The sequence below is a fragment of the Zhaonella formicivorans genome (assembly GCF_004353525.1).
Taxonomy (GTDB): Bacteria; Bacillota; DUOV01; order DUOV01; family Zhaonellaceae; genus Zhaonella; species Zhaonella formicivorans.
In genome coordinates, this window is record NZ_CP085524.1 from 3,033,393 (window position 1) to 3,058,287 (window position 24,895).

21 protein-coding genes are annotated in these 24,895 nt (G+C 47.4%); 14 read left to right on the forward strand and 7 right to left on the reverse strand.

Going from position 1 to position 24,895, the window contains the following annotated elements:
• The first annotated feature begins 25 nt into the window (after positions 1-25).
• Entirely contained in the window at positions 26-823 is a 798-nt protein-coding gene (locus EYS13_RS14890) for a multiheme c-type cytochrome (RefSeq protein ID WP_227764251.1), read from the forward strand.
• A 44-nt stretch (positions 824-867) separates the two neighbouring features.
• Here EYS13_RS14890 and EYS13_RS14895 read toward each other — a convergent pair whose 3' ends face one another.
• Complete coding sequence (locus EYS13_RS14895) at positions 868-1,383, reverse strand: ECF transporter S component (protein WP_227764253.1); 516 nt, start codon at positions 1,381-1,383, stop codon at positions 868-870.
• A 213-nt stretch (positions 1,384-1,596) separates the two neighbouring features.
• Between EYS13_RS14895 and EYS13_RS14900 the strand changes: the two genes are divergently transcribed.
• The 4 genes from EYS13_RS14900 (at position 1,597) to EYS13_RS14915 (ending at position 6,827) form a co-directional block, all read left to right on the forward strand.
• The gene (locus EYS13_RS14900) at positions 1,597-3,114 is read left to right on the forward strand and encodes a sodium:solute symporter family transporter (RefSeq protein WP_227764256.1); all 1,518 of its coding nucleotides are present in this window, start codon (positions 1,597-1,599) and stop codon (positions 3,112-3,114) included.
• Positions 3,115-3,192: 78 nt separating this feature from the next.
• Complete coding sequence (locus EYS13_RS14905; protein ID WP_227764258.1) at positions 3,193-4,494, forward strand: phenylacetate--CoA ligase family protein; 1,302 nt, start codon at positions 3,193-3,195, stop codon at positions 4,492-4,494.
• A 14-nt stretch (positions 4,495-4,508) separates the two neighbouring features.
• Complete coding sequence (iorA, locus tag EYS13_RS14910) at positions 4,509-6,248, forward strand: indolepyruvate ferredoxin oxidoreductase subunit alpha (protein WP_227764260.1); 1,740 nt, start codon at positions 4,509-4,511, stop codon at positions 6,246-6,248.
• Positions 6,249-6,827 carry an indolepyruvate oxidoreductase subunit beta gene (locus EYS13_RS14915; protein WP_227764261.1) on the forward strand — a complete coding sequence of 193 codons (579 nt, stop codon included), beginning with the start codon at positions 6,249-6,251 and terminating at the stop codon, positions 6,825-6,827. It begins immediately after the preceding gene.
• Positions 6,828-6,857: 30 nt separating this feature from the next.
• Here the strand turns inward: EYS13_RS14915 and EYS13_RS14920 are convergent, their stop codons facing one another.
• Positions 6,858-7,997, reverse strand: coding sequence for a LuxR C-terminal-related transcriptional regulator (locus EYS13_RS14920; protein ID WP_227764263.1), 1,140 nt, complete (start codon positions 7,995-7,997; stop codon positions 6,858-6,860).
• Positions 7,998-8,205: 208 nt separating this feature from the next.
• Between EYS13_RS14920 and cynS the strand changes: the two genes are divergently transcribed.
• The gene (gene cynS / locus EYS13_RS14925) at positions 8,206-8,631 is read left to right on the forward strand and encodes a cyanase (protein ID WP_227764265.1); all 426 of its coding nucleotides are present in this window, start codon (positions 8,206-8,208) and stop codon (positions 8,629-8,631) included.
• A gap of 86 nt (positions 8,632-8,717) precedes the next feature.
• On the opposite strand, the gene EYS13_RS14930 is transcribed toward cynS, so the two are convergent.
• From EYS13_RS14930 to EYS13_RS14945, 4 genes are all read right to left on the reverse strand, one after another.
• Complete coding sequence (locus EYS13_RS14930; RefSeq protein WP_227764267.1) at positions 8,718-9,899, reverse strand: M20 family metallopeptidase; 1,182 nt, start codon at positions 9,897-9,899, stop codon at positions 8,718-8,720.
• A gap of 13 nt (positions 9,900-9,912) precedes the next feature.
• Positions 9,913-11,271: an amidohydrolase family protein gene (locus tag EYS13_RS14935; protein WP_227764268.1), complete on the reverse strand. Its 1,359-nt coding sequence runs from the start codon at positions 11,269-11,271 to the stop codon at positions 9,913-9,915.
• Positions 11,272-11,343: 72 nt separating this feature from the next.
• Positions 11,344-12,576: a hypothetical protein gene (locus EYS13_RS14940; protein ID WP_227764270.1), complete on the reverse strand. Its 1,233-nt coding sequence runs from the start codon at positions 12,574-12,576 to the stop codon at positions 11,344-11,346.
• Between the two features lie 215 nt (positions 12,577-12,791).
• Entirely contained in the window at positions 12,792-14,351 is a 1,560-nt protein-coding gene (locus tag EYS13_RS14945; RefSeq protein WP_227764271.1) for a PucR family transcriptional regulator, read from the reverse strand.
• Positions 14,352-14,671: 320 nt separating this feature from the next.
• On the opposite strand from EYS13_RS14945, the gene EYS13_RS14950 reads away from it, so the two are divergent.
• From EYS13_RS14950 to EYS13_RS14960, 3 genes are all read left to right on the forward strand, one after another.
• Positions 14,672-15,250, forward strand: coding sequence for an RNA polymerase sigma factor (locus EYS13_RS14950; protein WP_227764273.1), 579 nt, complete (start codon positions 14,672-14,674; stop codon positions 15,248-15,250).
• Positions 15,238-16,041, forward strand: coding sequence for a DUF4367 domain-containing protein (locus EYS13_RS14955; RefSeq protein ID WP_227764276.1), 804 nt, complete (start codon positions 15,238-15,240; stop codon positions 16,039-16,041). The genes EYS13_RS14950 and EYS13_RS14955 overlap by 13 nt, the downstream gene beginning before the upstream one ends.
• Positions 16,042-16,280: 239 nt before the next feature.
• Positions 16,281-16,703: an EamA family transporter gene (locus EYS13_RS14960; RefSeq protein ID WP_227764278.1), complete on the forward strand. Its 423-nt coding sequence runs from the start codon at positions 16,281-16,283 to the stop codon at positions 16,701-16,703.
• Here EYS13_RS14960 and EYS13_RS14965 read toward each other — a convergent pair.
• Positions 16,700-18,202: an aminotransferase class I/II-fold pyridoxal phosphate-dependent enzyme gene (locus tag EYS13_RS14965; protein WP_227764279.1), complete on the reverse strand. Its 1,503-nt coding sequence runs from the start codon at positions 18,200-18,202 to the stop codon at positions 16,700-16,702. The genes EYS13_RS14960 and EYS13_RS14965 overlap by 4 nt on opposite strands.
• A 226-nt stretch (positions 18,203-18,428) precedes the next feature.
• Between EYS13_RS14965 and EYS13_RS14970 the strand changes: the two genes are divergently transcribed.
• The 5 genes from EYS13_RS14970 (at position 18,429) to EYS13_RS14990 (ending at position 24,891) form a co-directional block, all read left to right on the forward strand.
• Positions 18,429-19,364, forward strand: coding sequence for a VanW family protein (locus tag EYS13_RS14970; protein ID WP_227764281.1), 936 nt, complete (start codon positions 18,429-18,431; stop codon positions 19,362-19,364).
• A 111-nt stretch (positions 19,365-19,475) separates the two neighbouring features.
• On the forward strand, positions 19,476-21,614 hold the full coding sequence (locus EYS13_RS14975; RefSeq protein ID WP_227764284.1) for an acyl-CoA dehydratase activase-related protein: 2,139 nt from the start codon (positions 19,476-19,478) through the stop codon (positions 21,612-21,614).
• A 6-nt stretch (positions 21,615-21,620) separates the two neighbouring features.
• The gene (locus EYS13_RS14980; RefSeq protein ID WP_227764285.1) at positions 21,621-22,655 is read left to right on the forward strand and encodes an acyl-CoA dehydratase activase; all 1,035 of its coding nucleotides are present in this window, start codon (positions 21,621-21,623) and stop codon (positions 22,653-22,655) included.
• 207 nt (positions 22,656-22,862) lie between these two features.
• Positions 22,863-23,009, forward strand: a complete 147-nt coding sequence (locus tag EYS13_RS14985; RefSeq protein ID WP_227764288.1) for a hypothetical protein — start codon at positions 22,863-22,865, stop codon at positions 23,007-23,009.
• Positions 22,969-24,891, forward strand: coding sequence for a methyl-accepting chemotaxis protein (locus EYS13_RS14990; protein WP_227764289.1), 1,923 nt, complete (start codon positions 22,969-22,971; stop codon positions 24,889-24,891). Before EYS13_RS14985 ends, EYS13_RS14990 begins: the two co-directional genes overlap by 41 nt.
• Positions 24,892-24,895: the final 4 nt, after the last annotated feature.

A 24,895-nucleotide genomic window follows, 5' to 3' on the forward strand; every position in this document is an offset into this window, starting at 1 on the left:
AACATGGTACAGGGGAGGAGGTGAAATGATGAATAAGCGCTTATTGCTGTTTGGTGTAGTACTTCTTTTGGCCTTGTTCGTTATCGTCGGCTGCGGTCAAAAAGATGCTGCGCAGCAGGAAGCTGGGCAGGCCCCTGCCGCCGAGAGCCAACCTGCGGATAGTCAGCCCGCTGAAAACCAGTCAGAGCAAGGAACAACAGGCGATGCTGAAATGGTATTTGTTTCCTCTGGCGAGGTAAACGGCTGCAATGACTGCCACAAGAAGGTTGCAGAGGACAAAGATTACTCGCTGACAGCAGAACTGAAGAAAATTGAGGGCCATCCACAGCTGGAAGCCAAAGGTGTGGCTGACTGCACAAGCTGTCACCAGGGTGATAACGGCTTAAACAAGGTGCTGCATAAAGCCCACTATGGTCAGGACAGCGTATTTGTATCCGAATATAAGGGGGCATGCGTGCAGTGCCATAAGCTGTCGGAAAGCGGCAAGCTTACTGTAGCAGGATTGGAGCCTCAAGGGACCAAGTTTGTAACTGTTGAAGTAGCTATGGTGGATAAAGCCCCAGGCGGCTGCAACGATTGTCATAAGAAAGTTGCCGAAGACAAGGATTATACCCTGGCTGCGGAAATCAAAAACATTAAAGGGCATCCCGAGGTCCTTGCCGACAACGTTCAGGCATGTTTGAGCTGCCACAAAGAGGGGAATTTGGCCTTTAACACCATCCTACATAAAGCTCACCTCCAGGGAGAGGTGTATAAGGAATATGGCAACAGCTGTATCAATTGCCATGACCAACAAAATGACATGAAAGTAAAGGGGTTATAAAAAAACTGGGTGTGGATCTGGTAGATTCACACCCAGTTTTACCATCAGTTTTTTTGTTTGCTAGTTACATTGCTATCAATAACTTGCATTCGCAATAAGAGCTCTGCCAGGATCAGTGCTACTACACCTCCGGTCACGGCTGTAAACAGCTGCGGCAGTTGCAGTGCCTTGGCTGCTGCCGGGGGAAGGTTGATGAGGGTCTGCACGGCAAAAGAGAGAATGAGATACTTGCTTGCCGCACCGGCCAGAACGCCCAGGAATTTTAGATAGCTCCCTTTTTTGACTGGTAAACAAGAGATAAAAACGAAAAAGGCGTTGCCCAGCATGATAAAGGGGATGGCTGGCGCTAGGGGCGCAGGAAGTATTCCCCGCGTAAAGGCAATGATTGGCGTTAGCAAGCCAATGCATATTCCGCTAATGGGGTTCACCAGAATTCCTGCCAAAAGGAGCAGCGCATTAACCGCTGGGCCGGTAAACGTTTGGGGAAGTCCTAGAAGCTGGATTGCCAAGGTGAGCGCCAAAAGGACAGCTGTCCGGGTTAACCATTTGACACTGAACATAAAAATCACCTCTGACCGTACTTTTGATTCAAGTTTATCACATTTTTTCTCGAAAGAGAGGGTGGAATAACAAATTACATCGTTTTTAAGCAGGAATCATTCAATGAATGTGGAAATATTCTTAATCAAAGGTGCATAAATATGCACTGTAGGGTAGGTAGGTTTGTGCAAAAGTAGAAATAGTAAAAGTAGAATGGAAGGATGGTAGATAACATGAAAGCTCTGATTATTTCTCTCTATGTTTTAATGCTTTTGACTATTGGTTATCTGACAATGAAAAAAACGAAAAGCGTGGATGATTTTTTCCTGGGGAACCGCTCCATTGGTCCCTGGGTTTCTGCGTTTGCCTACGGGACCACCTACTTCAGCGCGGTGGTCTTTATCGGTTATGCAGGAAAGGTAGGTTGGGGCTTTGGCCTTTCTTCCTTGTGGATAGTACTGGGCAACGCCTTTGTAGGCACCATGCTTGCCTGGTTGCTGCTCGCTAAACCTACCCGAGAAATCACTACCCGTCTCAATGTGCTTACTATGCCAGAGTTTTTGGCTGCCCGCTACGATAGCCCAAACCTTAAACTAGTGGCGGCCATGATTATTTTTCTTTTTCTGGTGCCTTATTCTGCATCGGTCTATATGGGCCTGAGCTACCTGTTTGAACAGATTTTCCATATTCCTTTTCTGTATGCCCTGATTTTTATTGCGGTTTTAACCGGGGTTTACCTGGTCATGGGCGGGTATTTGGCGGTGACCCTTACTGATTTCATTCAAGGACTGGTGATGATTGTAGGTGCTACCCTGCTGGTATTCTACGTGGTTACCGACTCCCATGTGGGGGGGATCACCCAGGGCTTGGCAAGGCTTGCCGCTTATGATCCCAAATTGGTGCAACCCATTGGCCCCGGGGGTTTTATTCCCCTTGCTTCTTTAGTAGTTTTAACAAGTCTGGGGGCTTGGGGATTGCCGCAAATGGTGCAAAAGTTTTACTCTATTAAAAATGAGCAAGCCATTAAACCGGCTATCATTGTTTCTACAGCTTTTGCGCTGATCATTGCCTTTGGAGCCTATTTTACCGGCTCCTTTGGCCGGCTGTTTTTCAACAATGAGATGCCTGTCATGGCAGGAAAACCCAATCCGGACATGATCATACCCTATATTGTCAGCACCGCTTTGCCGGAATGGGTAGGAGTGTTGATTTTGCTATTGGTACTGGCTGCTTCTATGTCTACTTTGGCTTCATTGGTGCTGGTCTCCAGCTCTGCTATTGCCATGGACTTGGTTAAAGGCTCCCTTTTTCCAAACTTGCCGAAAGAAAAGGTTGTCACTTTGATGCGCATACTCTGTGTGGCCTTTATAGCCTTATCTGTGTACATTGCCCTGAGGCCTACTTTCATTTTGACACTGATGGCCATCTCTTGGGGCACCATTGCCGGCGCATTCTTGGCCCCTTATCTCTACGGACTGTTTTGGCCCGGAACAACCAAAGCCGGCGCCTGGGCGGGTCTGGTCACAGGACTGGCCATTTCCATTGGCTTTTCGTTCCTCTACAGAATGAACTCGGCAGTGATTCCTACCATTGGTTCGGCGGCGATCCTGATCCCGCTTGTGGTAGTGCCGCTGGTCAGTGTCTTTACCCCCGGGTTTTCTGAGGAGCATTTGAGGAAAGTTTACGGAAAAGATGCGCCCTCTACCGGCTGGGGACGTTCTTCACCGGCCCTGCGTTCGGAAGAGGCATAACCCGTGGACAATGGATGATATACAATACTTAAGAGGCAGGAAATATTTCCTGCCTCTTAAACGAAAGGTTGAGGTCAGATGATCTGGGATAAAGAAATGGAAACTATAAAGCGTGAAGAACTGCAGAAGATCCAGTTAGAGCGGTTGCAGCAAACTGTGGCAAGGGTCTATGCCAAAGTTCCATTTTACCGTCAGGCTTTTGATAAGGCAGGGGTGCGTCCCGAGGATATAAAAGCCCTGGAGGATGTCAGGCGGCTTCCTTTCACCACCAAAGACAACCTGCGGGATAACTACCCCTTTGGCATGTTTGCAGTGCCCAAGCAGGAACTGGTCAGGATCCATGCTTCTTCCGGCACTACCGGAAAGCCAACGGTAGTAGGTTACACCAGAAATGACCTGGAAGTCTGGTCCGACTTGGTGGCCCGTATTGTAGCCCTGGCGGGAGGTACGGCGGAGGATGTGGCTCAGGTGGCTTTCGGTTACGGTCTCTTTACGGGGGCTTTCGGATTGCACTATGGTTTGGAAAAAATCGGCGCTACCGTGGTACCTGCTTCCACCGGCAATACGGAAAAACAGATTATGCTGATGCAGGATTTTGGCACTACTATTTTAGTAAGTACTCCCTCCTACGCCCTCTACATGGCGGAAGTGGCTGAGCAAATGGGGATTAACACTTCAAGGCTCCCTTTGCGTCTCGGCCTTTTTGGCTCCGAGGCCAGCACTGAAGAGATGCGGCGAGAGATAGAACGTCGTTGGAACATCATTGCCACTGACAATTACGGCTTAAGTGAAATTATCGGACCAGGGGTATCGGGCGAATGCCATTTAAAACAGGGGATGCACATCGCCGAAGACCATTTCCTGGTAGAAGTTATTGACCCCCAAACCGGGGAGCCTTTGCCCTATGGTGAGGTAGGTGAGCTGGTCTTTACCACCCTCACCAAGGAAGCTTTGCCGCTGATTCGCTACCGGACCAAGGACCTTTCTGTTCTCAATCCTGAACCATGCGCTTGCGGACGTACAACGGTGCGGATGGAAAAGATCAAAGGGCGGACTGATGATATGCTGATCATCAAGGGGGTAAATGTGTTCCCCTCCCAAATTGAAAGCGTCTTGATGGAAATGGAAGGGGTTGCTCCCCACTACCAGTTGGTTGTGACTAAGAAGGGTTACCTGGATGAATTGGAAATTAAAGTGGAAGTTAAGGACGAATGGTTTACCGGTCGGTTTAAAGAGCTGGAAGCTTTAGAACATAGTATTACCCAAAAGCTGCAAAGTGTGTTATCATTGAATGCAAAGGTGCGTTTAGTTGAACCTCGTTCTTTGACCCGTTTCGAAGGTAAAGCCAAAAGGGTTTTAGATTTGCGCAACAATTGCTAGGAAGGAGAGCTTAAGTGAAGAAGCTTTTGACAGGAAACGAGGCGATTGCCCGGGGGGCTTTTGAAGCCGGCGTTACAGTGGCGGCAGCTTACCCAGGTACGCCAAGCACAGAGATCTTGGAAAATATAGCAGGGTATCCGGAAATTTATGCCGAGTGGTCACCCAACGAGAAGGTAGCTTTGGAAGTGGGGATTGGCGCCTCCATTGCCGGAGCCAGGGTGCTGGTAGCCATGAAGCATGTGGGCGTCAATGTGGCGGCCGACCCGCTCCTGACTTTGGCCTATACAGGGGTAAACGGCGGCCTGGTTTTAGTTTCTGCCGATGACCCCGGTATGCATAGTTCCCAAAACGAGCAGGATAACCGTTATTATGCCAAATTTGCCCAAATACCCCTTTTAGAGCCCAGCGACAGCCAGGAAGCCAAGGAGATGTTAATCGAGGCTTACCGGTTGAGCGAACAATTCGATACCCCTGTCCTTTTCAGGACTACCACAAGGGTTGCCCATTCTCAGTCCCTGGTGGAGCTGGGGGAAAGAGAAGAAGTACCTCTCAAAGAATATGTGAAAAATGCGCAGAAATATGTGATGCTGCCAGCCCATGGACGGATGCGCCACCCAATCGTGGAAGAACGCAGGGAAAAGCTGGCGCTCTACAATGAGACAAGCGCGTTTAACCGTATTGAAAGGGGCAGTTCAAAAATCGGGATCATCACCAGCGGCATTGCTTACCAGTATGTGAAAGAAGCTGTGCCGGAGGCTTCCGTGCTGAAATTGGGGATGACTTATCCTTTGCCCAAAAAACTGATTAGTAGCTTTGTAGATTCCGTTGAAACTTGTTACGTGGTTGAGGAACTGGAGCCTTTCCTGGAGGAACAACTGAAAGCATGGGGCTTAAAGGTAATCGGCAAAGAGCTTTTTCCCAGGGTCGGAGAACTTAGTTCCGAACTGGTAGCAGCCAAACTCAGCCTAGGACAGTCCCAGCATGAAGTGGCGGCGAGCAGCGCAGCCCCTATTCCTGTCCGACCTCCTGTGCTCTGCCCGGGATGTCCTCACCGCGGTGTTTACTATGTAATCAATAAGCTGAGACTGAAAGTTGCCGGTGATATCGGTTGTTATACGCTTGGGGCTACTCCTCCTTTATCCAGTATGGATACCTGCATCTGTATGGGAGCCAGCATCAGCGGTGCCCTGGGCATGGAGAAGGCCAGGGGTAAGGAGTTTGCCAGGGGATTGGTGGCTGTAATCGGCGACTCTACCTTTATGCATTCCGGCATGACGGGGCTGGTGGATGTGGTATACAACGGAGGGACTACTACTACGCTGATCCTGGATAACAGCACCACCGCCATGACCGGCCATCAGGACCACCCGGCTACTGGTATGACCCTAGGCAAAAAACAGTTTAAGCAGATAGACTTGGAACAGCTGGTTAGGGCATTGGGAGTGGAGCGGGTGCAAGTGGTAGACCCTTACGATTTGAAAGCAGTGGAAGAAGCCCTTAAAACCGAAGTGGCCATTGAGGAACCTTCCGTCATTATCTTTAAGCGGCCCTGCGTGCTCCTGAAAGGCCATGCTCCTGAAGGCTGTGTTACTGTAGAACAAGAAAAATGCAAGGCCTGCGGCATGTGCCGCAAGCTGGGCTGTCCGGCCCTGGTCTTTAAGGGTGATAAGCCGGCGGTGAATGCTACCTTGTGTAACGGCTGCGGCCTGTGCATACAAGTCTGCCGTTTCGGGGCAATCCGGGAGGTGGAGTAAATGGAGAAGACTACGAACATTCTCCTGGTTGGCGTTGGAGGCCAGGGTACAATTTTGGCCAGTAAAATCCTGGGGCATGTGGCGCAAAACCTGGGGGCGGAAGTTAAAGTCTCGGAAATTCACGGCATGTCCCAACGGGGAGGCAGTGTGGTCACCCAAGTCCGTTTTGGGGAGAAGGTTTATTCCCCTGTCATTGCGCCGGGCACGGCTGATGTAATTTTGGCCTTCGAAAAACTGGAGGCGCTACGCTGGTTGCCCTTTTTAAAAGAAGGCGGGGTAATGATCGTCAATAACCAGGAAATTGACCCGATGCCGGTAATCATGGGCGCCGCCGAATACCCGCAGGATATTTTCCGTACTCTCGAGTCGGCAGCCCGGACTGTGAAGGTTCCTGCCCTGGCTATGGCGGAAGCCTGTGGTTCTGTCAAGAGCGTGAACGTAGTGCTTTTAGGTGTCTTGGCCAAGTCCTTGGGTTTGGATGAAGAGGTATGGCTGGATGCCCTGATTCACTGCGTGCCCAAAAAGACCATCGAGGTAAATAAGAAAGCTTTTCTGCAAGGTTATCAATTTGCAGGTTAGATAAAAGCCCAGGTGTCCCTGGGCTTCCTTTTATTCTTCTGTTTCTTCTTCTGCAGGAATAAGAGTCCCTGCAAATCCCCGGCGAAGGGCTTCTGCTGCCGCCTGCCCCCGGCTGCGTACATTTAGCTTTTCCAGAATGTTTCGCACATGATTTTTAACCGTATATGCGCTGATTTGCAGATTTAAAGCTATTTCCTTATTGCTCATGCCGGCTGCCAAACCGGCCAGCACTTGCTTTTCTCTTGGCGAAAGGGTGAAATCCACGGTACTTATTTGCTCCCCTGCCTGCAAAGCGTTTAACCGGGCCCGCTGTAGCAGTTGGGCGTTATGAATACCCATTCCCAACTGAATTCCCATATTGACAAAAAGTGCTTCGTTTAACCATAATTTAGGGAGCATTTTATCCCATGTCAGAATACAGAGGCCCCATGCCTCCTGGTGGTATAATGCGGGGAAGCCGACGAAAAAAATTCCCTGCAGGGCACAGGCCAAACTTTGCGGTACTGTTCCCTGTTTCTCCGGCCCGTAAAAGGGGCGGGAGTCAGGCAGGTCAGGAAGCCATTTAGGAAGCTTTTGCAGGTTGAGCAAAGTGCCGGTGGCCGCCGCCAGTTTAAGCTGTTTCCCATCTTTGATGTACAGGATTCCGGCTTGGGCTCCGGTAGCTTGTTTAACCCGCTGCAAAAACAGTTTACATAGGTTATCGGTTTCCAGGGATTCATTGACCGCGGTGGCTGCTACGTTCAGCAGAAAAAGCTGGGCATTTTTAAATTCCATTTCTTCCTGCACACTTTTAGCCTGGGTGATATCGGTGTATACTTCCACCCGGCCCAGCAACTGCTGCTTTTTGTTAAAAACAGGGCCGCTAAAACGCTGCAGGATGCGCCGGCGGGGAATGCTGACTTCAACTTCATCGTGGGCAGTTACCTCCGGATTTTCATAAAGCCAAAACAGCCTCTTTTCAAACTCCTCAGGGTTTTGTACCCGCCATTTGATGTCCCGGGTGATAGCAGTGCGCTTATCCTGTCCGATTAAAGCTGAAGGATCCAAACCGAAAAAATCGCCGAAGCGGCTGTTACAGAGCACCACTTGTAAACGGCTGTCTACCATCAGAATGGCCGCATCAACGGAATCAAGCACTGCTTGCAGCATTTGGGCCCCATCCTCCCACATTTTAATTACCCCCTGAAGCAGTTAATTGATTATTCAATTCGACGTTTGGAATATATTCCCTGCAGTGGTTATTTAGAACTAATAATTTTTGGCTACTCCTCGGGGAGGACTAGTCCGAAAATGGGCCTTAAGGGTTATGGCAAAGAATGGTAACCCTGTGGTAGCGTATAGATAAGCTGGCAGCACTAAAAAACAAGGGGGTTTCAAGGTGAACCGTTTGGAAGCTTTGGAAATTTTACAGGAGGCAAGAAAAAAGCAAGGGCTTACTTATGAGCAGCTGGGGGTCAAAGTGGGGCACAACGCCATGTGGATAGCCAGCGCTTTCCAGGGGCAGCAGCATGTGCCGCCGGAAGAGGCGATCAAGATTGTGCAGGAGCTGGGAGTCCCTAAAGATGTGGCTGAAGTACTGGCGCAGCATCCCTACAAAGGCAAGACCGACCCAGTGATCTATCGCCTGCAGGAGATTGTAGATGTATACGGGCCGGCAATCAAAGAGGTCATCCATGAAAAATTTGGCAACGGGATCATGAGTGCTATCGATTTCACTATTGATATTCAAAAACAAGAAGATCCTAAAGGGGACAGGGTACTAATCACCATGAGCGGCAAATTCCTGCCTTATAAGATTTTCTAATGCTGTAAAACAGAAATTAGGAGCCGTAGAAAACGCTTTGCGTTAACTACGGCTCGCGTATTATCATAATGGCAATTATATATTATTTAATCTTCCACACCTAACATCCTAGCAGCCAAAACGATATAGAACTTAATAGCTTCCATGACCTCATGAATATCTACGGATTCGTTGGGTTGGTGCGCCAGTTTTTCGTCCCCTGGTCCCATAATTAGTGCTGGAACTCCTGTGGCAGGTACAAAGATTGAGGCGTCAGTGTAGTAGTTGACGCCGTAAAGTTTTAAATCAGTATGACCGAGGAATTTTTTTACAGTACCGGCAGCCTTGATGATAGCTTCCTTTGCATCAGTTTCTACAGGTACCCGCTCATTGATAACTTTTATTTCAGTTTGAAATCCTGGGAAGCTGTCTAACCTGTCCAAGATGTCTTTTATTTGTGCCAGGATGCGGCTGTGATCCATGCCTGGGACGGTTCGTATATCGATGGTAGCGGTGCATTTATCTGGAACGACATTGGTTTTGATTCCACCCGAAATAGTTCCCACATTAATTGTAGGATTCCCCAGCAGAAAATGGGGAGAACAGGTAAAATCAAATTGTTCCAACTCGTGCAAAAAACGATTCATATGCCGAATAGCGTTTGCCCCTTGTTCGGGCATGGCGCCGTGTGCGGTTTGGCCGAAAGTGGTTATTTCCAACCACAGGCATCCTTTATGGGCGGTGAAAAGCTTTAATGAGCTTGGTTCTGCAATCACCATGGCCTGAAGATTTTGCAACAGTCCGCTTTCCACCAGCAGCTTGGCGCCGATGCTATCGCTTTCTTCACCGGCCGTACCGGCCACGATTAAATCCCCTTGCAGCTTGATACCGGATTTTTTCAAGAGACAGGCGGCCATTACCAAGGCCGCCAAGCCGCTTTTCATATCTACTGTTCCTCTACCGTACATGCGCCCGTCAATTACAGTACCGCTAAATGGATCATATTCCCACGGGTTTTCTCCCGGGGGTACGGTATCCAAATGCCCGTTAAAAAGTAAGGCCCCTTTTTTGCCGGTCCCCCGGATGATCCCCGTAACGTTTGCTCTACCTTCGGCAAAAGTATCCACTTGATTGCTGATACCGTAACTGGCCAACTTCCTGGCAACAGCCTGCGCTACTTGTAATTCCCCTCCAGGAGGATTAACAGAATTACTTTGCACCAGTTGTTGCAGAAACTCCACAACCTCTTCTATGTCTATGCTGCCAATAATGTTGCTCAGGTTCTGCAATATCCGTTCCTCCTTACAGTTCGTATGCAAAAGCTGCCAGATCACCTACACCTGTACGGTTTACAATTCCCCATTTGCTGGTCCAGCCACCGGCACCGTTTGCTTCCCGAACAGGCCTGTCTTCAAAGCCGGCGATACGGCCGTTAACGATTGTGTAGGTAGCCAGCTTGTCATCTCTGTCAATCACTGTGATGTTGGCCAGGGCACCTACTCCTAAATGTCCAACTTTCTCTGTCCACCAGCTTTGCCCCGTTCTTTCAGCAATGAGCTTTGCGGGATTAATAGTCATAGTAGCGATAGACTTGGATAAGGAGAGTATTCCCATTTCGACAAGTTCCAGCAGGGCTGGTATGTTATCCCTGGTATCTCCGAACCCTTTCATGGTTGCATCATTTTGCCCATCGGAGATTAAAATATCAACTAAGCCGGATTGTAGAGCCTCATAAGCAATTTCCTGGGCTTTTTTCGGCAAGAACAACCCTTCTCTGCTGCCCCTGCCTTTGCGGAGCATAGTGGTAACAAACTCTCCGCTCACATGAGGCTGTTTTAACAGCTCAACTATAGTTTCCATGCTCTTGGCCGGGTCATCATGGGTGCCGCAGCCTGCTGCTGTGGCATGGCCTAAATGTACCGGTCTTCCTTTAGAAAGGCTTACAACTCTTTCGGCATGGGCAGGATCTTGGGTATGGGACATGAATACCAGCCCGGCTTTGGAGGTAATCTCGTAAATCTTATCAAAGCTTTCATCGCTCATGATAAAGTGACCCATGTGGTCCTTGATGCCTACGGTCAAGGGAGCGGTGGTAAAGGTGATGGGGTTGCGGGTGATCTTTTCATAAGCAACCTCCTTCTCCAACTCACCCCGGAAAAGGGCAATTAGCTCCTCCACGCTGGCTCTAGTTCCCAGGATGTTTAAGGCTCCAATATAGCAGCCTATATTCATGGGAACTCCCCGGTCAACTTCAGCCCCTAAGAGGGAAGGAGCCATCAGAGTGTTGCCTGCTCCCGGGGAAAGACCTATAGTCACCCCATCTGCCACCGAACCGAAGATTGGTTCAGTGCTTACCTCAAAGAGGTCACCTAAATGGAGGTGCATATCGATGAGCCCCGGTACTACTAAGAGGCCTTCCACGTTAATAACTCGGTCTCCTTTTTCCGGAAAAATCTTATCTGCTACTTCAACTATCTCAGTGCCGGCAATGGCAATATCCTGCACAGCTTCGATCTGGTTTTTGGGGTCAACCACAAAACCATTTTGCAGAATTAACCGTCCTTTGGATGCTAAAGGGTGCAACGGGTCGTGTAACCTATTTTGCTTTACTGTGGCTAGAACATCAGGTAAAGAGCCTACTGATGTACGGTAAGAACTCATGGTAAAAGCCTCCTTATTTTTAGAAAGAGTTATTAAATGTTGCCTGATAATCTTAATTTAGTTTGACTCAAGTTACCAGGGCCTACCAAGGCCTGGCAAAACGTTAACTATCATCATGACAATCACAATGCCAAGCGACATAGCGAAGGTATTGCCGATTAAGGGGTGCCAGCCCTCGGGTAGCTTGCGGTTAACCATATCACCCAGCGGAGGTCCGATAAGAGCGCCTAGGATTGCCCCAATCAAGATGCTTTGCAATGTTCCTCCGTAAGCTAAAATTACAGCAGGAGTTATGCTTACAATTGGGACGAAGGTGGGATACCAACCTTTTTCCTCCCAGTGTTTATGGTAAAGGTAAACACCCAAGGCCGAGGTTAAGAGTTGTCCTGCCAACAGGGCAGGCAGCATTTTTCCGCCGTAGACGGTGCTTTCCGGGGTCAAAAACCAGGAAACTATGGTTCCAAGTAATAGTCCGATAGAAGCTAACTCGTTGGCATAAAATTGGGGCTCGGTAAAATCGGCCAATACCCGGCGTACAAACCAGCTGGCGGATGACAAATTTTCCTTAGGAGCGGGGCTTTCAGGAGCTTTAGGCTCTACCCGCTTAATCCAGGGAAGATAACGACAAATTTCCAGAGTAATGATTCCTCCAAGCCACATGGAAGTTACGTTGCCTACAACCAAAGGCAGTTTCCAAGGCACTAACAGGAAAATATCCACCCAATAGGCAATGGGGAAACCCAGTAAAGCGCCTAAGACCGCTCCGGTAAAAACTGTTGCTAAGCTAGGCCCATAAACAAATAATACTGCTACCGGAATGCTTACAAAGGGTACAAAGGTAGGCACCCAGCCCAAGTCGGTTGTGCCTAGAACTTCTAAAAACCGGAAGACAAAGACTGAAAAGATGAGGCCCAAAGTCTGGGAGGCCAATACCCAGGGCCAAATACCACTGCCATAGGCGATGGAAAAACCTGCCCATCTTGATTTTTGGGTATCCAAGAACCAGGCTAGGGCTGCAAACCCAATCATAGCTACACCGCCCAAAGCGCTTTTGTAGAATTGTGCTTCGTTGGTATCCCCCAGGAACCAATAAAGCTTGTACAACAATTGAGTGGGAGCTTTTTCAGCCAGTTCCCCGTAGGTCATCCATCCACTGCCTGTGGGCAGTGTGGTCAAAAGGTAGTAAAGCCCCAGGGCACATAAAGCAATTAACCCTAGCCCAGCCAGGGATGGGCCTGTTTTTTTAGCTGCCTCTGAAATTCTTTCATCGTCATCAGCATATACCTCTTTTGCCAATTGACTCATTGTTTCCCTCCTCAACCAATTTTGTAATTAGGTGCATTAACGAAAAACTGGTGTACTTGCTTGTATTAGTTAATCCCTCCTTCATAATTTGTTGTGTGACAATTTCGATAATAAAAGACCTCCCCCCTTTGGGACATATTCCGAAAACAAGGGAGAGGAAATTGTGAATAATCACAAATTGTGATAGTAAATATAAGTTTATAGTTATTAAATTGTTATAGAGACTTTGGAGCCACTATTTTGGCAATCTTCATGGCTACCAGAAGATTTAAGCGATCTTCAAAATCCTGCAAGGAAATGTCTAAAATCTGTTCTATCTTAGTTAAACGATAGTACAGGGTATTGTGGTGTATAAAAAGGACCTGGCTGGTTTTAGTCAGACTTTGGTTATTAGCGAAATAAGCCTCAAGAGTTTCAACCAGATGGCTGCGGTTAAGCTGGTCGAATTCTACCAAGGGTAGGAACTTTTCCTGATAAAAAGCTAGGACCTCATGGTCCTGCTCTCTGCCTAACAATAGGCGATAGACCCCTAAATCATCATAGGCCGTAACTGTATTCTCAACTTTTGCTGCATCGGCAAGCTTCAGTGCTTGCTGTGCCTGGCTGTAACCTTGCCTGATTTCCAAAATGTCCTCAATGTAGCGGGATATGCCTACAGAAAACTGAATTTCTGGCATTTGTTTTTTTGCCTGGCGAATTATTTCATGGGCAGTGTTTTTTAACCTCGATAATTGAGCTTTGCTTGTTTCCTTATTTTGTGGAGCACTCAATACCAAAACATAGTCGCCAACGAAAGCAATAATTGGTTGCGGTTCGGAAAATTGAAAACGCTGGGCAATGATTTTAGCCAGGTTTTGCTTAGCTTTTAGCGCTTTATCCTCATTTTCTGCCAGTTGTTTAGAGATAGCAGGATGACTTTGGAAAAGACAGACTATATGTCCCAGATTCAGATCCCAGCCATAAAAAGCTCCTCTTTTAAGTACTGTTGCCCGTTCATGATAATGGCCAAAAATTAAGTCGGTTATGAAGTCGTTACGAAAGCGTTGTTCCACCTCTTTTTTTGCTTCTTCCCGCTGCATTAGTAAGGCAATTACCGTGGCACCATGAACGACAGCCACTTTGGCTATTTCGTTAACCGGCTGCTCTTTTTCAGTTAATATTAGCCAGCCGTAAGGCCGAGAACCGGCTTGCACTATAGCTTTATAGGAATTTTTATCCTGAATGTCTGTCATTTCTTCTGCTAAAATCGTATCCTGGTAGAAAGCTACCTCCCCTTGGGTAAACTGGGATAAAGCAGTAAGCACATCCTGAACTTGCCCGCCGTTAAGCACTATCTCAGTCAATCGGCGGTGAATGTGCTCAGACTTAGATAGTAGATCTGCCTGCTCATGCAGGATCGCAGTTAAGATAGGGTTCATAATTTCTACCCAGGAACAATGGAGAGGGATATAGAATAACGGAAAATTTAAATCATTAGCGGCAGATAGAGCTTTAGGAGGAAGTTCATCAATAAAACGTTTTAGTTTAATGCCCAGGGCGGCAACTCCGCGGGCGTGAAGGTCGTGAATTAAGGTAACGATGGCTTCCGGATCGTCTTTTAAAACGTAGGCTGTAGTTATTAGTAGTTCGTTTCCTTTTAACCAATCTTTAATATCGGGAGCATCCATTACGCTGACGCTTTGAATCACGTTGTCCAGACCCCCATGGCCTGCCAGCACTTCAGCTTCAGTTAAGGGTTGAAGCTTTAGAGCTTCCCGCACGGTAATTCCCATCATTGTTGACCTCCTTCATTATTTTGCAATAACTTAAGCCCGCTTACCGGACATGATAATGATTTTAGTTAGACTTATTCTAATATGTAACACTTTACGTTTCAACGGACGATGCTACATACAATTTAACGGCTTCGAGCACTTGAGCCTTTTCTACCAATTGTGGGGTGGGCGACATAAAAGTTTTCTTTAGTTGGGAACCTTCCGCTGTCTCGAAAGGTCTTATTTTAAAAGATACTCGGGAGAATATTTAACTCTGTTAAAGGGTTTGGCAGGTATTTTGCAGAATATGGTAGACAGATAATTGAAACACGGAGGTTAAAATGTCTGCTCCTAACGATCAACTGGTTTTGGCCGAGGCTTTATTTAAAGCCTACTACCGGAAAACCTGCCGGGCCATCACCTATTTAATAAAGGATCCTTATTCAGTGGAAGACGTGGTACAACAAGCTTTCTTAAAGGCGTTTAACCGCTTGAACCAGCTTAACGATTTCGGGAAATTCGGCCCTTGGCTTGTCAGCATTGCCATCAACGAAGCCAAAGATGTCTTGCGCCGGGAAAAGAAAGTCCTGGTGCTGGACAATGCTGAACAGTTGGGCAGTTTAAAGCGCGCTGAATATGGCGGGAAAGGTATTTTGGAAGAAATCGAACTAAAAAGTGATGTCAATTCCTACTTGCAACAGCTGCCGCTGAAGTACCGGGAGGTTTTACTCCTGAAATACTATTACGACCTGGAGATCAAAGAGATTGCCCAGTTCTTGAAAATCAGCCAAGGTACCGTGAAATCCCGCATTCACCGGGCGAAAGAGGCATACCGGCAGCTGGTGGAAGCCTGGGAGAACTCCGTGGCTTCCACAGATGATGTCGTGGGTGAGCGAGGTGAAACCGGATGCGGCAAATAACCGATGCGGAACTGGATGAATTAATTAGACAGGCTTTAATTGAAGAAGCTGAAAGCATTGAGATAACCCCTGAACAGATCGAGGCCGGCTGGCAAAAGCTGCAAGCCCGCTTGGAAGCGGAAGGTTTTTGCCAAAAGGAACTTAGGCGCAAGGTCCTTATGCCCTGGGGTCAGGTGGCAAAGATTGCCGGCTTGGTGCTGCTGGTTATAACCGTTGCTTTTAATTCCCTACCTCACCAGGCAAAGGCGGTGGGCAACAGGTTTTTTATTTCCATCTGGCAGAAAGTAACCGGCAATTCAGTCAATGTATTTATCTCCGGCGGTCTGCCGGAAGAAGCTCCTGCCAAAGATGCTCCCCCTCCCCCAAAGGTCTTCGAGGTAGCGGAGCCGGAACCGGAAAAGGAAATGAGCCTGGAGGAAATTAAACAAACCGCCACTTTCAGGCCTTTCGTGCCCGCTTATCTGCCTGATGGATATGTGCTCAAGCGGGCCACATACCAGGTAATCTACAAAGAGTCATCCCGGGTTTACCTGGAGTATGACGGGGGGGCTGATGTGCCGCTGCGCATCGAGCAGCGCAATATTTTGGGTCAAATGGGTGCAGGGGTAGGTTTTGATAAAGATGATGCGGAGGCTAAGCAAATTCAGATTAACGGCAACCCTGCCTTGCTTATAGTATTTAAGAGAGGCCATGCCGGTTTAATGTGGATGCAAAACAGCATCCAAATAGATATCTCGGGTCAAATCAGCGCCGGGGAGATTGTAAAGATCGCCGAGTCAATGCGACAATAGCGGACAGGAAGGCTGTGACTACAAATTGTCAACAGCCCTCCTGTTTTTTTAGTTTGCAGGCTCCCGTTGTTCTGCTTACTGCCTGACAGCTCTGGCTAAAGCGCGTCGATAAATTTTAATGGGTTATCAAGTACGTAGCGTTCTATGCGCTGGTTAATGATGTTTGTGCTTTCTTCTGCAATTTGTAAAACCGTCTATTAATATTCTTTCCCTCATATATTTTCTTAGGGGGGATTTTAGTGGCTGTGTTGCTGGCATTTTTTGGAATGGTTTGTTGGGGTCTTGCCCCAATATTTGGAAAGTTGGGTCTAAGCCAGGTTCATCCCTTGGTAGCGCTTTCGCTTAGAACTATGATGGCTTCAACACTAATTTTGGGATGGTTATTATATTCTAAAAGCTATAATCTATTTTGGGAAATCCCAATAAAGTTTTGGTTTTTTATTGCTACTGAGGCGATTTTGGCAACGTTAGTAGGCGATTTAGCCTATTTTGGAGCTTTAAAATATGGAAATATTAATGATGTCACATTAATTATGTCCTCTTCTCCTTTAATCACTATCATTTTTAGTTGCTTACTGCTTGATCAAAAAATTTATGCTCAACAGCTCATAGGAGCTCTATTAATAATCTGTGGGTTAGTTTTGATCACTGTCAAAGTCTAGCTATATTGCTGGTTCAAGTTCCGATCCACAATTCTTTTGACGGCGGCGCGTTTTAGAACTTTAATGCTGTTGATTTCCGGATCTTCAGTTCCTTGTAGATCTGCATGCTCTTGCTTAAGGATATGGACGTAATCTATAACTCCCTGGGTTATTTTTTCACCGGGGCAAATAAGTGGAATGCCGGGCGGATAAGCCATAATAGACTCGGCACTGATTTCACCTGCTGCATCCTGTAGACTAACAACCTTAGCCTGACTATAAAAAGCTTCACGGGGAGATACTATTATCGGAGGTATTTCCGGCACCGGTGGATATAATTTTATCACTTTTTTTGTCAGGCGATGGGCTGCTAGTTCCCTAAGGCATGCACTTAGGTAGGTTACAGTCTCCCAGGTATCAGCTAACGTGATCAAAAAGATGACATTGTATAAGTCGGAGAGTTCTACTTGTAACTTATATCGTGACCGTAAAATGTTTTCCACTTCATACCCTGACATCCCCAAGCCGCTAACATTAATTGTCACCTTAGTAGGATCAAAGTCAAAACAACCGGATCCCCCAACCAACTCTTCTCCAAGAAGTCTTAACCCCTGGATCTCTTTAATTTCATTTCTCAACCAGTTAGTTAATTTCAAGGTATGGGAAAGCAGCTCCTTACCTTTTAAAGCTATTTGCTTCCTGGCTAAATCCAGGGAAGATAATAAGATATAAGAAGGGCTTGTGGTTTGGGTCAAGTTTAAAACCGCCTTAACTCTCTGCTGTGAAATCAAGCCCTTTTGTAAAAGCAACATGGAACTTTGAGTTAAAGAACCAATTAATTTATGAGTGCTGCTTGCCGCTAAATCAGCACCTGCTTCCATAGCAGAAATAGGCAATTCAGGATGGAATTTAAAGTGAGCCCCATGAGCTTCATCCACTAATACAGGAACGCCGAAAGAATGGGCAGTAGCAACTATTTCCGCCAAATTTGACGCAATTCCGTAATAATTTGGGTTAATAACAAATACTGCTTTGGCATCGGGATGCTGCTCTAGAGCCCATGCTACCTTTTGCGGGTTAACCCCTAGGGAAATTCCAAAATCAGTATCTATTTCAGGTTTAATATAAATGGGCTGGGCTCCACTTAGAATGAGACCTCCAATGGCTGATTTATGGGCATTTCTTGGAATTATGATCTTATCGCCAGGTTCGCACACCGCCATGATCATGGCCTGTATGCCGCAAGTAGTCCCGTTCACAAGAAAGAAAGCGTAATCAGCGCCATATGCTTCGGCAGCTAGAGCCTCCGCCTCTGCAATTACGCCCCGAGGGTTGCAAATATTGTCTGTATCGGGGAAACAAGTTAAATCCATACTTAAGACGTTGTCTCCAACATATTCTCTGAATTCTGGAATTCCTTTACCAAGTTTATGTGCCGGTACATGAAACGGTATTGTTCCCTCGGAAACATATTTTTTCACCGCTTCGAAAATGGGTGTCCGCTCTTGATGACAACTCAAGTGACCGACCTCCTCGAGCTATAAAATAGCGAAGATGCAAAGACATCTGCTATAATATACGGATTCTGTAGTAGCTTGTGACAAAAACTTAGCACCTGGTTTTGGCGCGTAATACAAAGGGGGCGAAGGTCAAGTTGCAATTATTTTGGAAAAAAGAGGCAAGTATATAAAGGCTAAGGAGGATAAAAATAACTAGGAACACTAGAAAATATGGACGAGGGAACCTATGCAAAATTTGTTTAAGTATTTTTTAGTAACTATTTTTATTGTTGTCTCCGTATTTGGAATCAGCCAATTTAATATTTTTGAGGTAGACTTGAACCAAATTTCAAAAGCTAGTCCACAGAAAATTGCCGCTGAGCAAGATGCCAGTGGCATGGTCTATCCCCTAGTAGAAGCTAGAAAACAATTATTAGAACCTCTGCCCTGGGAAGAGGATGCTAAATTTAAAGGGACTATACTAAAACATCACACCCCGATAATGATGGCAAAATATCATGCGACTTTGCATGATCCTTTACCTGGAGAAATGTATAATGTGGGGCTGGCAGCTGATCGGTTGGCGGGGACGGTGGTAATGCCCGGTGAAATATTTTCCCAAAACCGGAAACTGGGACCTTATACCAGTGCAAAGGGTTACCAAGAGGGGCCAATGTATAAAGGAACCGCAGTCGTAAAGTCAACTGGCGGAGGCGTATGCAAAATTGCTTCATTACTGTATAACGTAGCCACATTAAGCAATTTACGCATAATTGAACGGCATAATCATTCTATGACAGTTCCTTATGTACCCCCTGGCCAGGATGCTACCGTCTATTATGGTGTAAAAGACCTTCGCTTTTTGAACAATACCTCCGGGCCCATTGTTATTTGGGCTGATACCGTTGGTAATACACTATATATGGCTATTTATGGACAAAACAAGCCTCCCAAGGTAACTTGGCACCACGAAACTTTAAAACATATAAAATATTGGAGTATTTACCGGACTAATTTTAATTTACCTAAAGGTACTGAAAAAGTGGTTGTACCCGGACAAGACGGGTATCTTGTTCGTTCATGGTTGACTATAGAGTATGAAGATGGCAAAATCGAGAAGAAAAATTTAGGTAAAAACTGGTATGACGCTTTACCACAAGTAATTGAACGGGGGCCAAAATAAAAGCCGTGAAATGAGCGCCGATAGGCGCTTTTTTTATGCAAATAGTTTTATCCGCACAGCATGTTGGCAAAAATATCACTGTCATAGCTTTTTAATAAAATGGAGGTACTCATGGTCAGTGTTGCAATCCCAAGGGCAATGTCCTATTACTACCTTTATCCGTTTTTTAAAACATTGCTTACGGAAATGGGCGCTGAGGTAACCGTTTCCAAGCCCACCACGAAGACTACCTTGGAAAAAATGTCAGCATGCCCTACCGATGAACCCTGCCTCGCGGTGAAGCTGTGCTTTGCCCATGTTCAGGAATTGCGGGAGCAAAAGCACGATTACATTTTCCTGCCAAAAATAATCAGCGTAGAGCGGGGAGCCTATTGCTGCCCTAAGTTCATCGGGATAGCGGATATGGTTAGAAATGCTTTTGAGCTGGATGAGAAAATACTCTCTCCCAGGGTTAATCTCTCGGCAGACCGGCAGCTTTTGCAAGATACGGAGGAAATAGCCAGGCAGTTAGGCTTGAAGAAAGTAAAGGCTGCCCAGATTATTCGCAAAGCCTGGGATGTCCAGGAGAATGTTTCCCGATTAATCATTAAAAACCAGATTACCACAGTAGAAGCTTACCAGCAGTTTGTGGAAGGCAAGGTTGCCGGTGAGGAGAGCCCCATAGGCACGGCAGGACAGCACAGCGTGATCGGGGTAATAGGTCACCCCTATGTGCTCTACGAATGGGTCAGCCACGGTTTAGTCCACCGCTTCCGGCAGTACGGGCAGGTAATCACTCCGGAGATGGTGGATAAAGAAAACATCAAAGCCCAAATGGGGCAAATTTACGAGGGACATAAGCTCTGGAGCTTTGAAGCGCAAATGCTGGGGGCCGCCCTGCACCTGCTGCGCAACCGCCTGGTGGATAGATTAGTATTAGTAGGATTATTTGAATGTGGACCTGAGTCGATTATTGAAGCCTATATAGAGGAAGAAGCGGAGCGGCTGGGCGTCCCCCTGCTGAAGCTTTTCATGGATGAGCAAACCGGTGAGGCGGGTCTAATCACCAGGATTGAAGCATTTATGGACACCTGCGGGGAGACCCATGCGGAGCAGGAAAAGGAGTCTTATGCACCGGTAACTGTTGCCACGAAGTGGCCGGTAAAGCCTGTGGTTGGTTTCCCGTCCATGGGGCACCTGGACCTTGTGGTGCATTCAGTATTGCGGGAATGTGGAATAGAGACGGTCAAACCTCCTGCTCTATCCCGCCAGGCAATGGAACTTGGCAAAGAACTTGTGCCTGAGTTTGTCTGCTTGCCCTTGACGGCAACCCTGGGGCAGATGATCCAAATGTTGGACTTAGGAGTAAATTGCTTTCTCATGGTGGGGGGCAAAGGACGCTGCCGATTGGGATGGTATGCCCAGGTACAAGAACTGCTTCTCAAAAGAAAAGGGCTTTCCTTCGATATGGTAATTGTTGACTCCCCGTTTCCCTTGAGGAAAAACGGCCTGAGCTTCCTAAATGCCCTCAAAAAAGTGACAGGCGGGGCAAGCTGGGACAAAATCGTGAAAAGCCTGTTATTTGGGTACCATAAGCTAGAGGTCCTTGATGAAGCGGAGATCCTCACCAGGAGGCTGCGTGCTTTTGAAAAGCAGCGTGGGCAGGCGGACAAGGCTTTTAAAACATTAAAATATCAGATCGAACAAGCCGACACCTATCAAAGGGTGGCTGCCCTGCAAAAAGAATTTTTAGAAAAAACAGCAGCCGTTGAAACAGAGGAAACAGCTCCCTTAAAGATTGCTTTGATCGGGGAGATTTATGTACTGTTGGAACCTTTTATCAATATGGAGATTGAAAAATTCTTAAGCAGCCGGGAAGGCGTACGGGTGCTGGTGGAAAAGGAAACGAGCGTAAGCCACTGGTTCCGGGGAAATGTTTTGCATACCCGGCGGCTTAAGGAGCGGGCAAAGGAAGTTGCGGCTGCAGCCGGGCCTTATCTCAGTGAGCATGTGGGGGGCCATGGCCAGGAAAGTGTGGGGCTTACTGTATTGGCAGCAAGAGGCGGCCTGGATGGGGTGATTCAGCTGATGCCATTTACCTGTATGCCGGAAATCGTAGCCCAAAGTATCTTGACCAGGGTGAGTAAAGAGCACGATCTTCCCGTGCTTTCCCTCATTATCAGCGATCAGACGGGGGAAGCCGGGATCGAAACAAGGCTTGAAGCATTTTTGGATTTGCTTTTGGAAAGGCGATATGAAAGGACGAGGTGAAGTTTAATGGACCATTATCTTGGCATCGATGTGGGCAGTGTGACCACCAAACTGGCGTTAACCGGTGCTAACGGTGAAATACTGTGGAGTACCTACCTCAGGACAGCAGGCGGGCCTATTGAGGCCATCCAAAAGGCTTTTGGACAACTGGCCAAGGATGGCTACGACGGGAAAAAAGTAACTGGGGTAGGAACAACAGGCAGCGGCCGGCATCTGGCCGCCATCATGGTCGGGGCCGACGCAGTAAAAAATGAAATCACGGCCCATGCGGCAGCTGCTAAATTTGTGGAGCCCCTTGTGAGGACCGTGATTGACATCGGGGGACAGGACTCCAAAATTATTTTCATCAAAAACGGGGTTTCTACAGGGTTCAATATGAACAGCATCTGTGCTGCCGGTACCGGCTCTTTTTTGGATCACCAGGCGACGCGGCTGGGCATTCCCATCGAAGAATTCGGCGAATACGCGCTCAAATCCACCAGCCCGGTAAAGATCTCCGGGCGCTGCGGCGTTTTTGCCGAATCAGATCTGATTCACAAGCAGCAAATGGGATACAAAAAAGAGGACTTGATTGCCGGGCTTTGTTTGGCGCTGGTGGGTAACTTTCTGAGCAATGTGGCCCGGGGGAAAAAGATCGAGCCTGTTGTCCTCTTCCAGGGGGGAGTGGCAGCCAATGTAGGGATAAGGGCAGCCTTTGAACAAAAATTGCAGATGCCCGTAGTTGTACCCAGAAACCATGCGGTCATGGGCGCATGGGGGGCGGCGCTTCTAGCCAAGCAGTGGAAAGAGCGAACCAATGGAGCAACCCAGTTCCGCGGGGTGGAAAGTATCAGCTCCTTCGAATGCCTGCCCCGAACATTTTCCTGCACAGACTGTTCCAACATGTGCGAAGTTAATGAACTCTACATCCAAAACAAATTGGTAAGCCGCTGGGGCAGCCGCTGCGGGAAATGGTCAAACCTTGAGCGCTCTTCAAAAGGCAGGGAAGAAGCCCGGTATTTTCCTCTAAGGATAAGCGAACAGGACAGGATCCTGGTTTAGAGGCGTGAATGAATTTGTTCCGATTCCATATATTTATTACATTACAGAGTGATGCTGCAGGTAGCGGCATCACTCTTTTTATGGAAACAACTGGGTACAAAAACGGACAAAAACGCAATTTTTATGTGACAATCTGACATTATTTGTCAGATTTTTTGATGTTATGATTTACTTATGTCATATTTTCCCGGGGGGGGGTGAATTTAATTGGAAGAACTGGAAATAGAGCAAATTCTCACAGAGGAAGAGCTGGAATTTCTTTTGGAAGAGTTTAAAAAATTAAACGAGAAAATAAATAAAAGGGGAGATTTATATGGAGAAAAAGCTGGCTGCACCGCCGGAAAAGAAGAATAATCACAAAGACTTAGGACAAGAATCACGCCATGAAATGACTAAGAAAATGGAACTGCAACGCCGTCAAGCCCGGACTTATGCAAAAAAACAACAGTTGGCAGAACGCATAGCCTCAGCCAGCGAACAGCTGTCAGCAGGAGTAGAGGAAGCCTCCCAGGCTGCGGGCGAACTAAGGCAGGCAATGGAACAAATTGCCTCGGGGGCAGATGAAGCTGCCAGCGCTACCCAGGAGTCATTGGCTGCTATCAAACAAATAGAAAAAGGCTCCTTGGTGGCCCTGCAGCGTGCAAATGAATCACTGGATAAAATTAATGCGTTGCAGGAACTGGTGAAACAAATAGCTGCAAGCATAAATAAAATGGTAGACGGCGTTTTAACGGCTGCCATAAAGAATGAGGAATCGGCTCAGACCGTAGCCAAACTGGAAAAGCAGGCTGAAAATATCGGGGGAATAGTCCGTACCGTGGTTAGGATTGCAGACCAAACAAATCTGCTGGCCTTAAATGCTGCCATCGAAGCCGCCAGAGCCGGGGACTATGGCAAGGGCTTCGCGGTAGTTGCCGATGAGGTTAGAACACTGGCTGAAACATCAGAAAAAGCGGCGGAAGACATTCGCAATTTAATCAATAACATCCAAAACCAGGTAAGAGATATTGCCTCAGACATCACCAGAGCGGCAGAAGTTGCTAAAGACGAAGCAAATAAGGGACGGACCATTCAAGAGCGGCTAATTAAAATAATCGATGACATGACTGCCGTAAAGGAAGGCTCCAAGGAGATTGCTGAACTGGCGGAACAGGCTTCCCTTGCAGTCAAGGAATTTCAAGAAGGAGCAAGCTCCATAGCTCAAGCTGCCGATGAGCAGGCCAGCGCTACCAACGAAGCTTTAGCCTCTTTGGAACAGCAGGTCAAAGCCCTTGATGATATTACTATGACAGTAAATGATCTGGTAACGAAGGCTGATGAGTTGAGAACAGCAACAGATGTCAGCAAATCCTCCGAAAGTCTGGCTGCGTCGGCGGAGGAACTGACTGCCGTCCTGGAAGAAGCAGATTCTGCTGCAAGTCAAATTATGACTGCCATAGGTCAAATGGCCAAAGCTGCACAAATCCAGGCCGAAGCAACGGAACACTCTTCGACCAGCTCGGAACAAGTTTTAAGACAGATGACAGTTATTACAGAAAAATCAGAGGCCAGTTTAAGCGATGTCAATGCCATGAGCGAGCTGCTTGAGACCAACAGGGCGGGAACGGAGAATTTAATTGAAGGCATTAATGCGGCTTTAACAACCAGTTTGGAGAATGCGAAAAAAGTTCAGGAGCTTGAGCTTCAGGCCAGGCAGATTGATAAAATTGTGGATTCAATAGTGACTGTCGGCATTCAAACCAACCTCCTGGCAGTAACAGGGGCCGTTGAAGCTGCAAGGTCGGGAGATTTCGGCAAGGGATTTGCAGTGGTTGCTTCAGACATCAGGAACTTAGCCCAGGAAAGCGCCAAAAATGCAGAGCAGATTAAAGAATTGGTCCGCAATATCCAGGATCAGATTGGTCTGGTCAAACGGGAAGTTGAAACAGTAGCGGGAAATGCGGCCAAAGAAGTGGAGGCTGCTAAGCAAGTAGTAGGGGAGATGCAGAAGATTAAAGATGACATGGCTGCGGTAGCAGCAGGCTCAGAAGAGATCAAGGAAAACTCCCTGCAGGCGGTAAGCGCTGTGGAACAAGCCCGCAAAGCAGTAGAACAAATTGCCTCTGCCGCCCAAGAAGCCTCTGCCGCTTCGGAGCAGGCGTTCACCGCTTCGAAACAACAAGCCCAGGGAATGCAGGAGCTTGCCAAAGGCATAGAAGAAATCGCGGCAATGGCTGATGAACTCCAGCAGCTTTAATAAA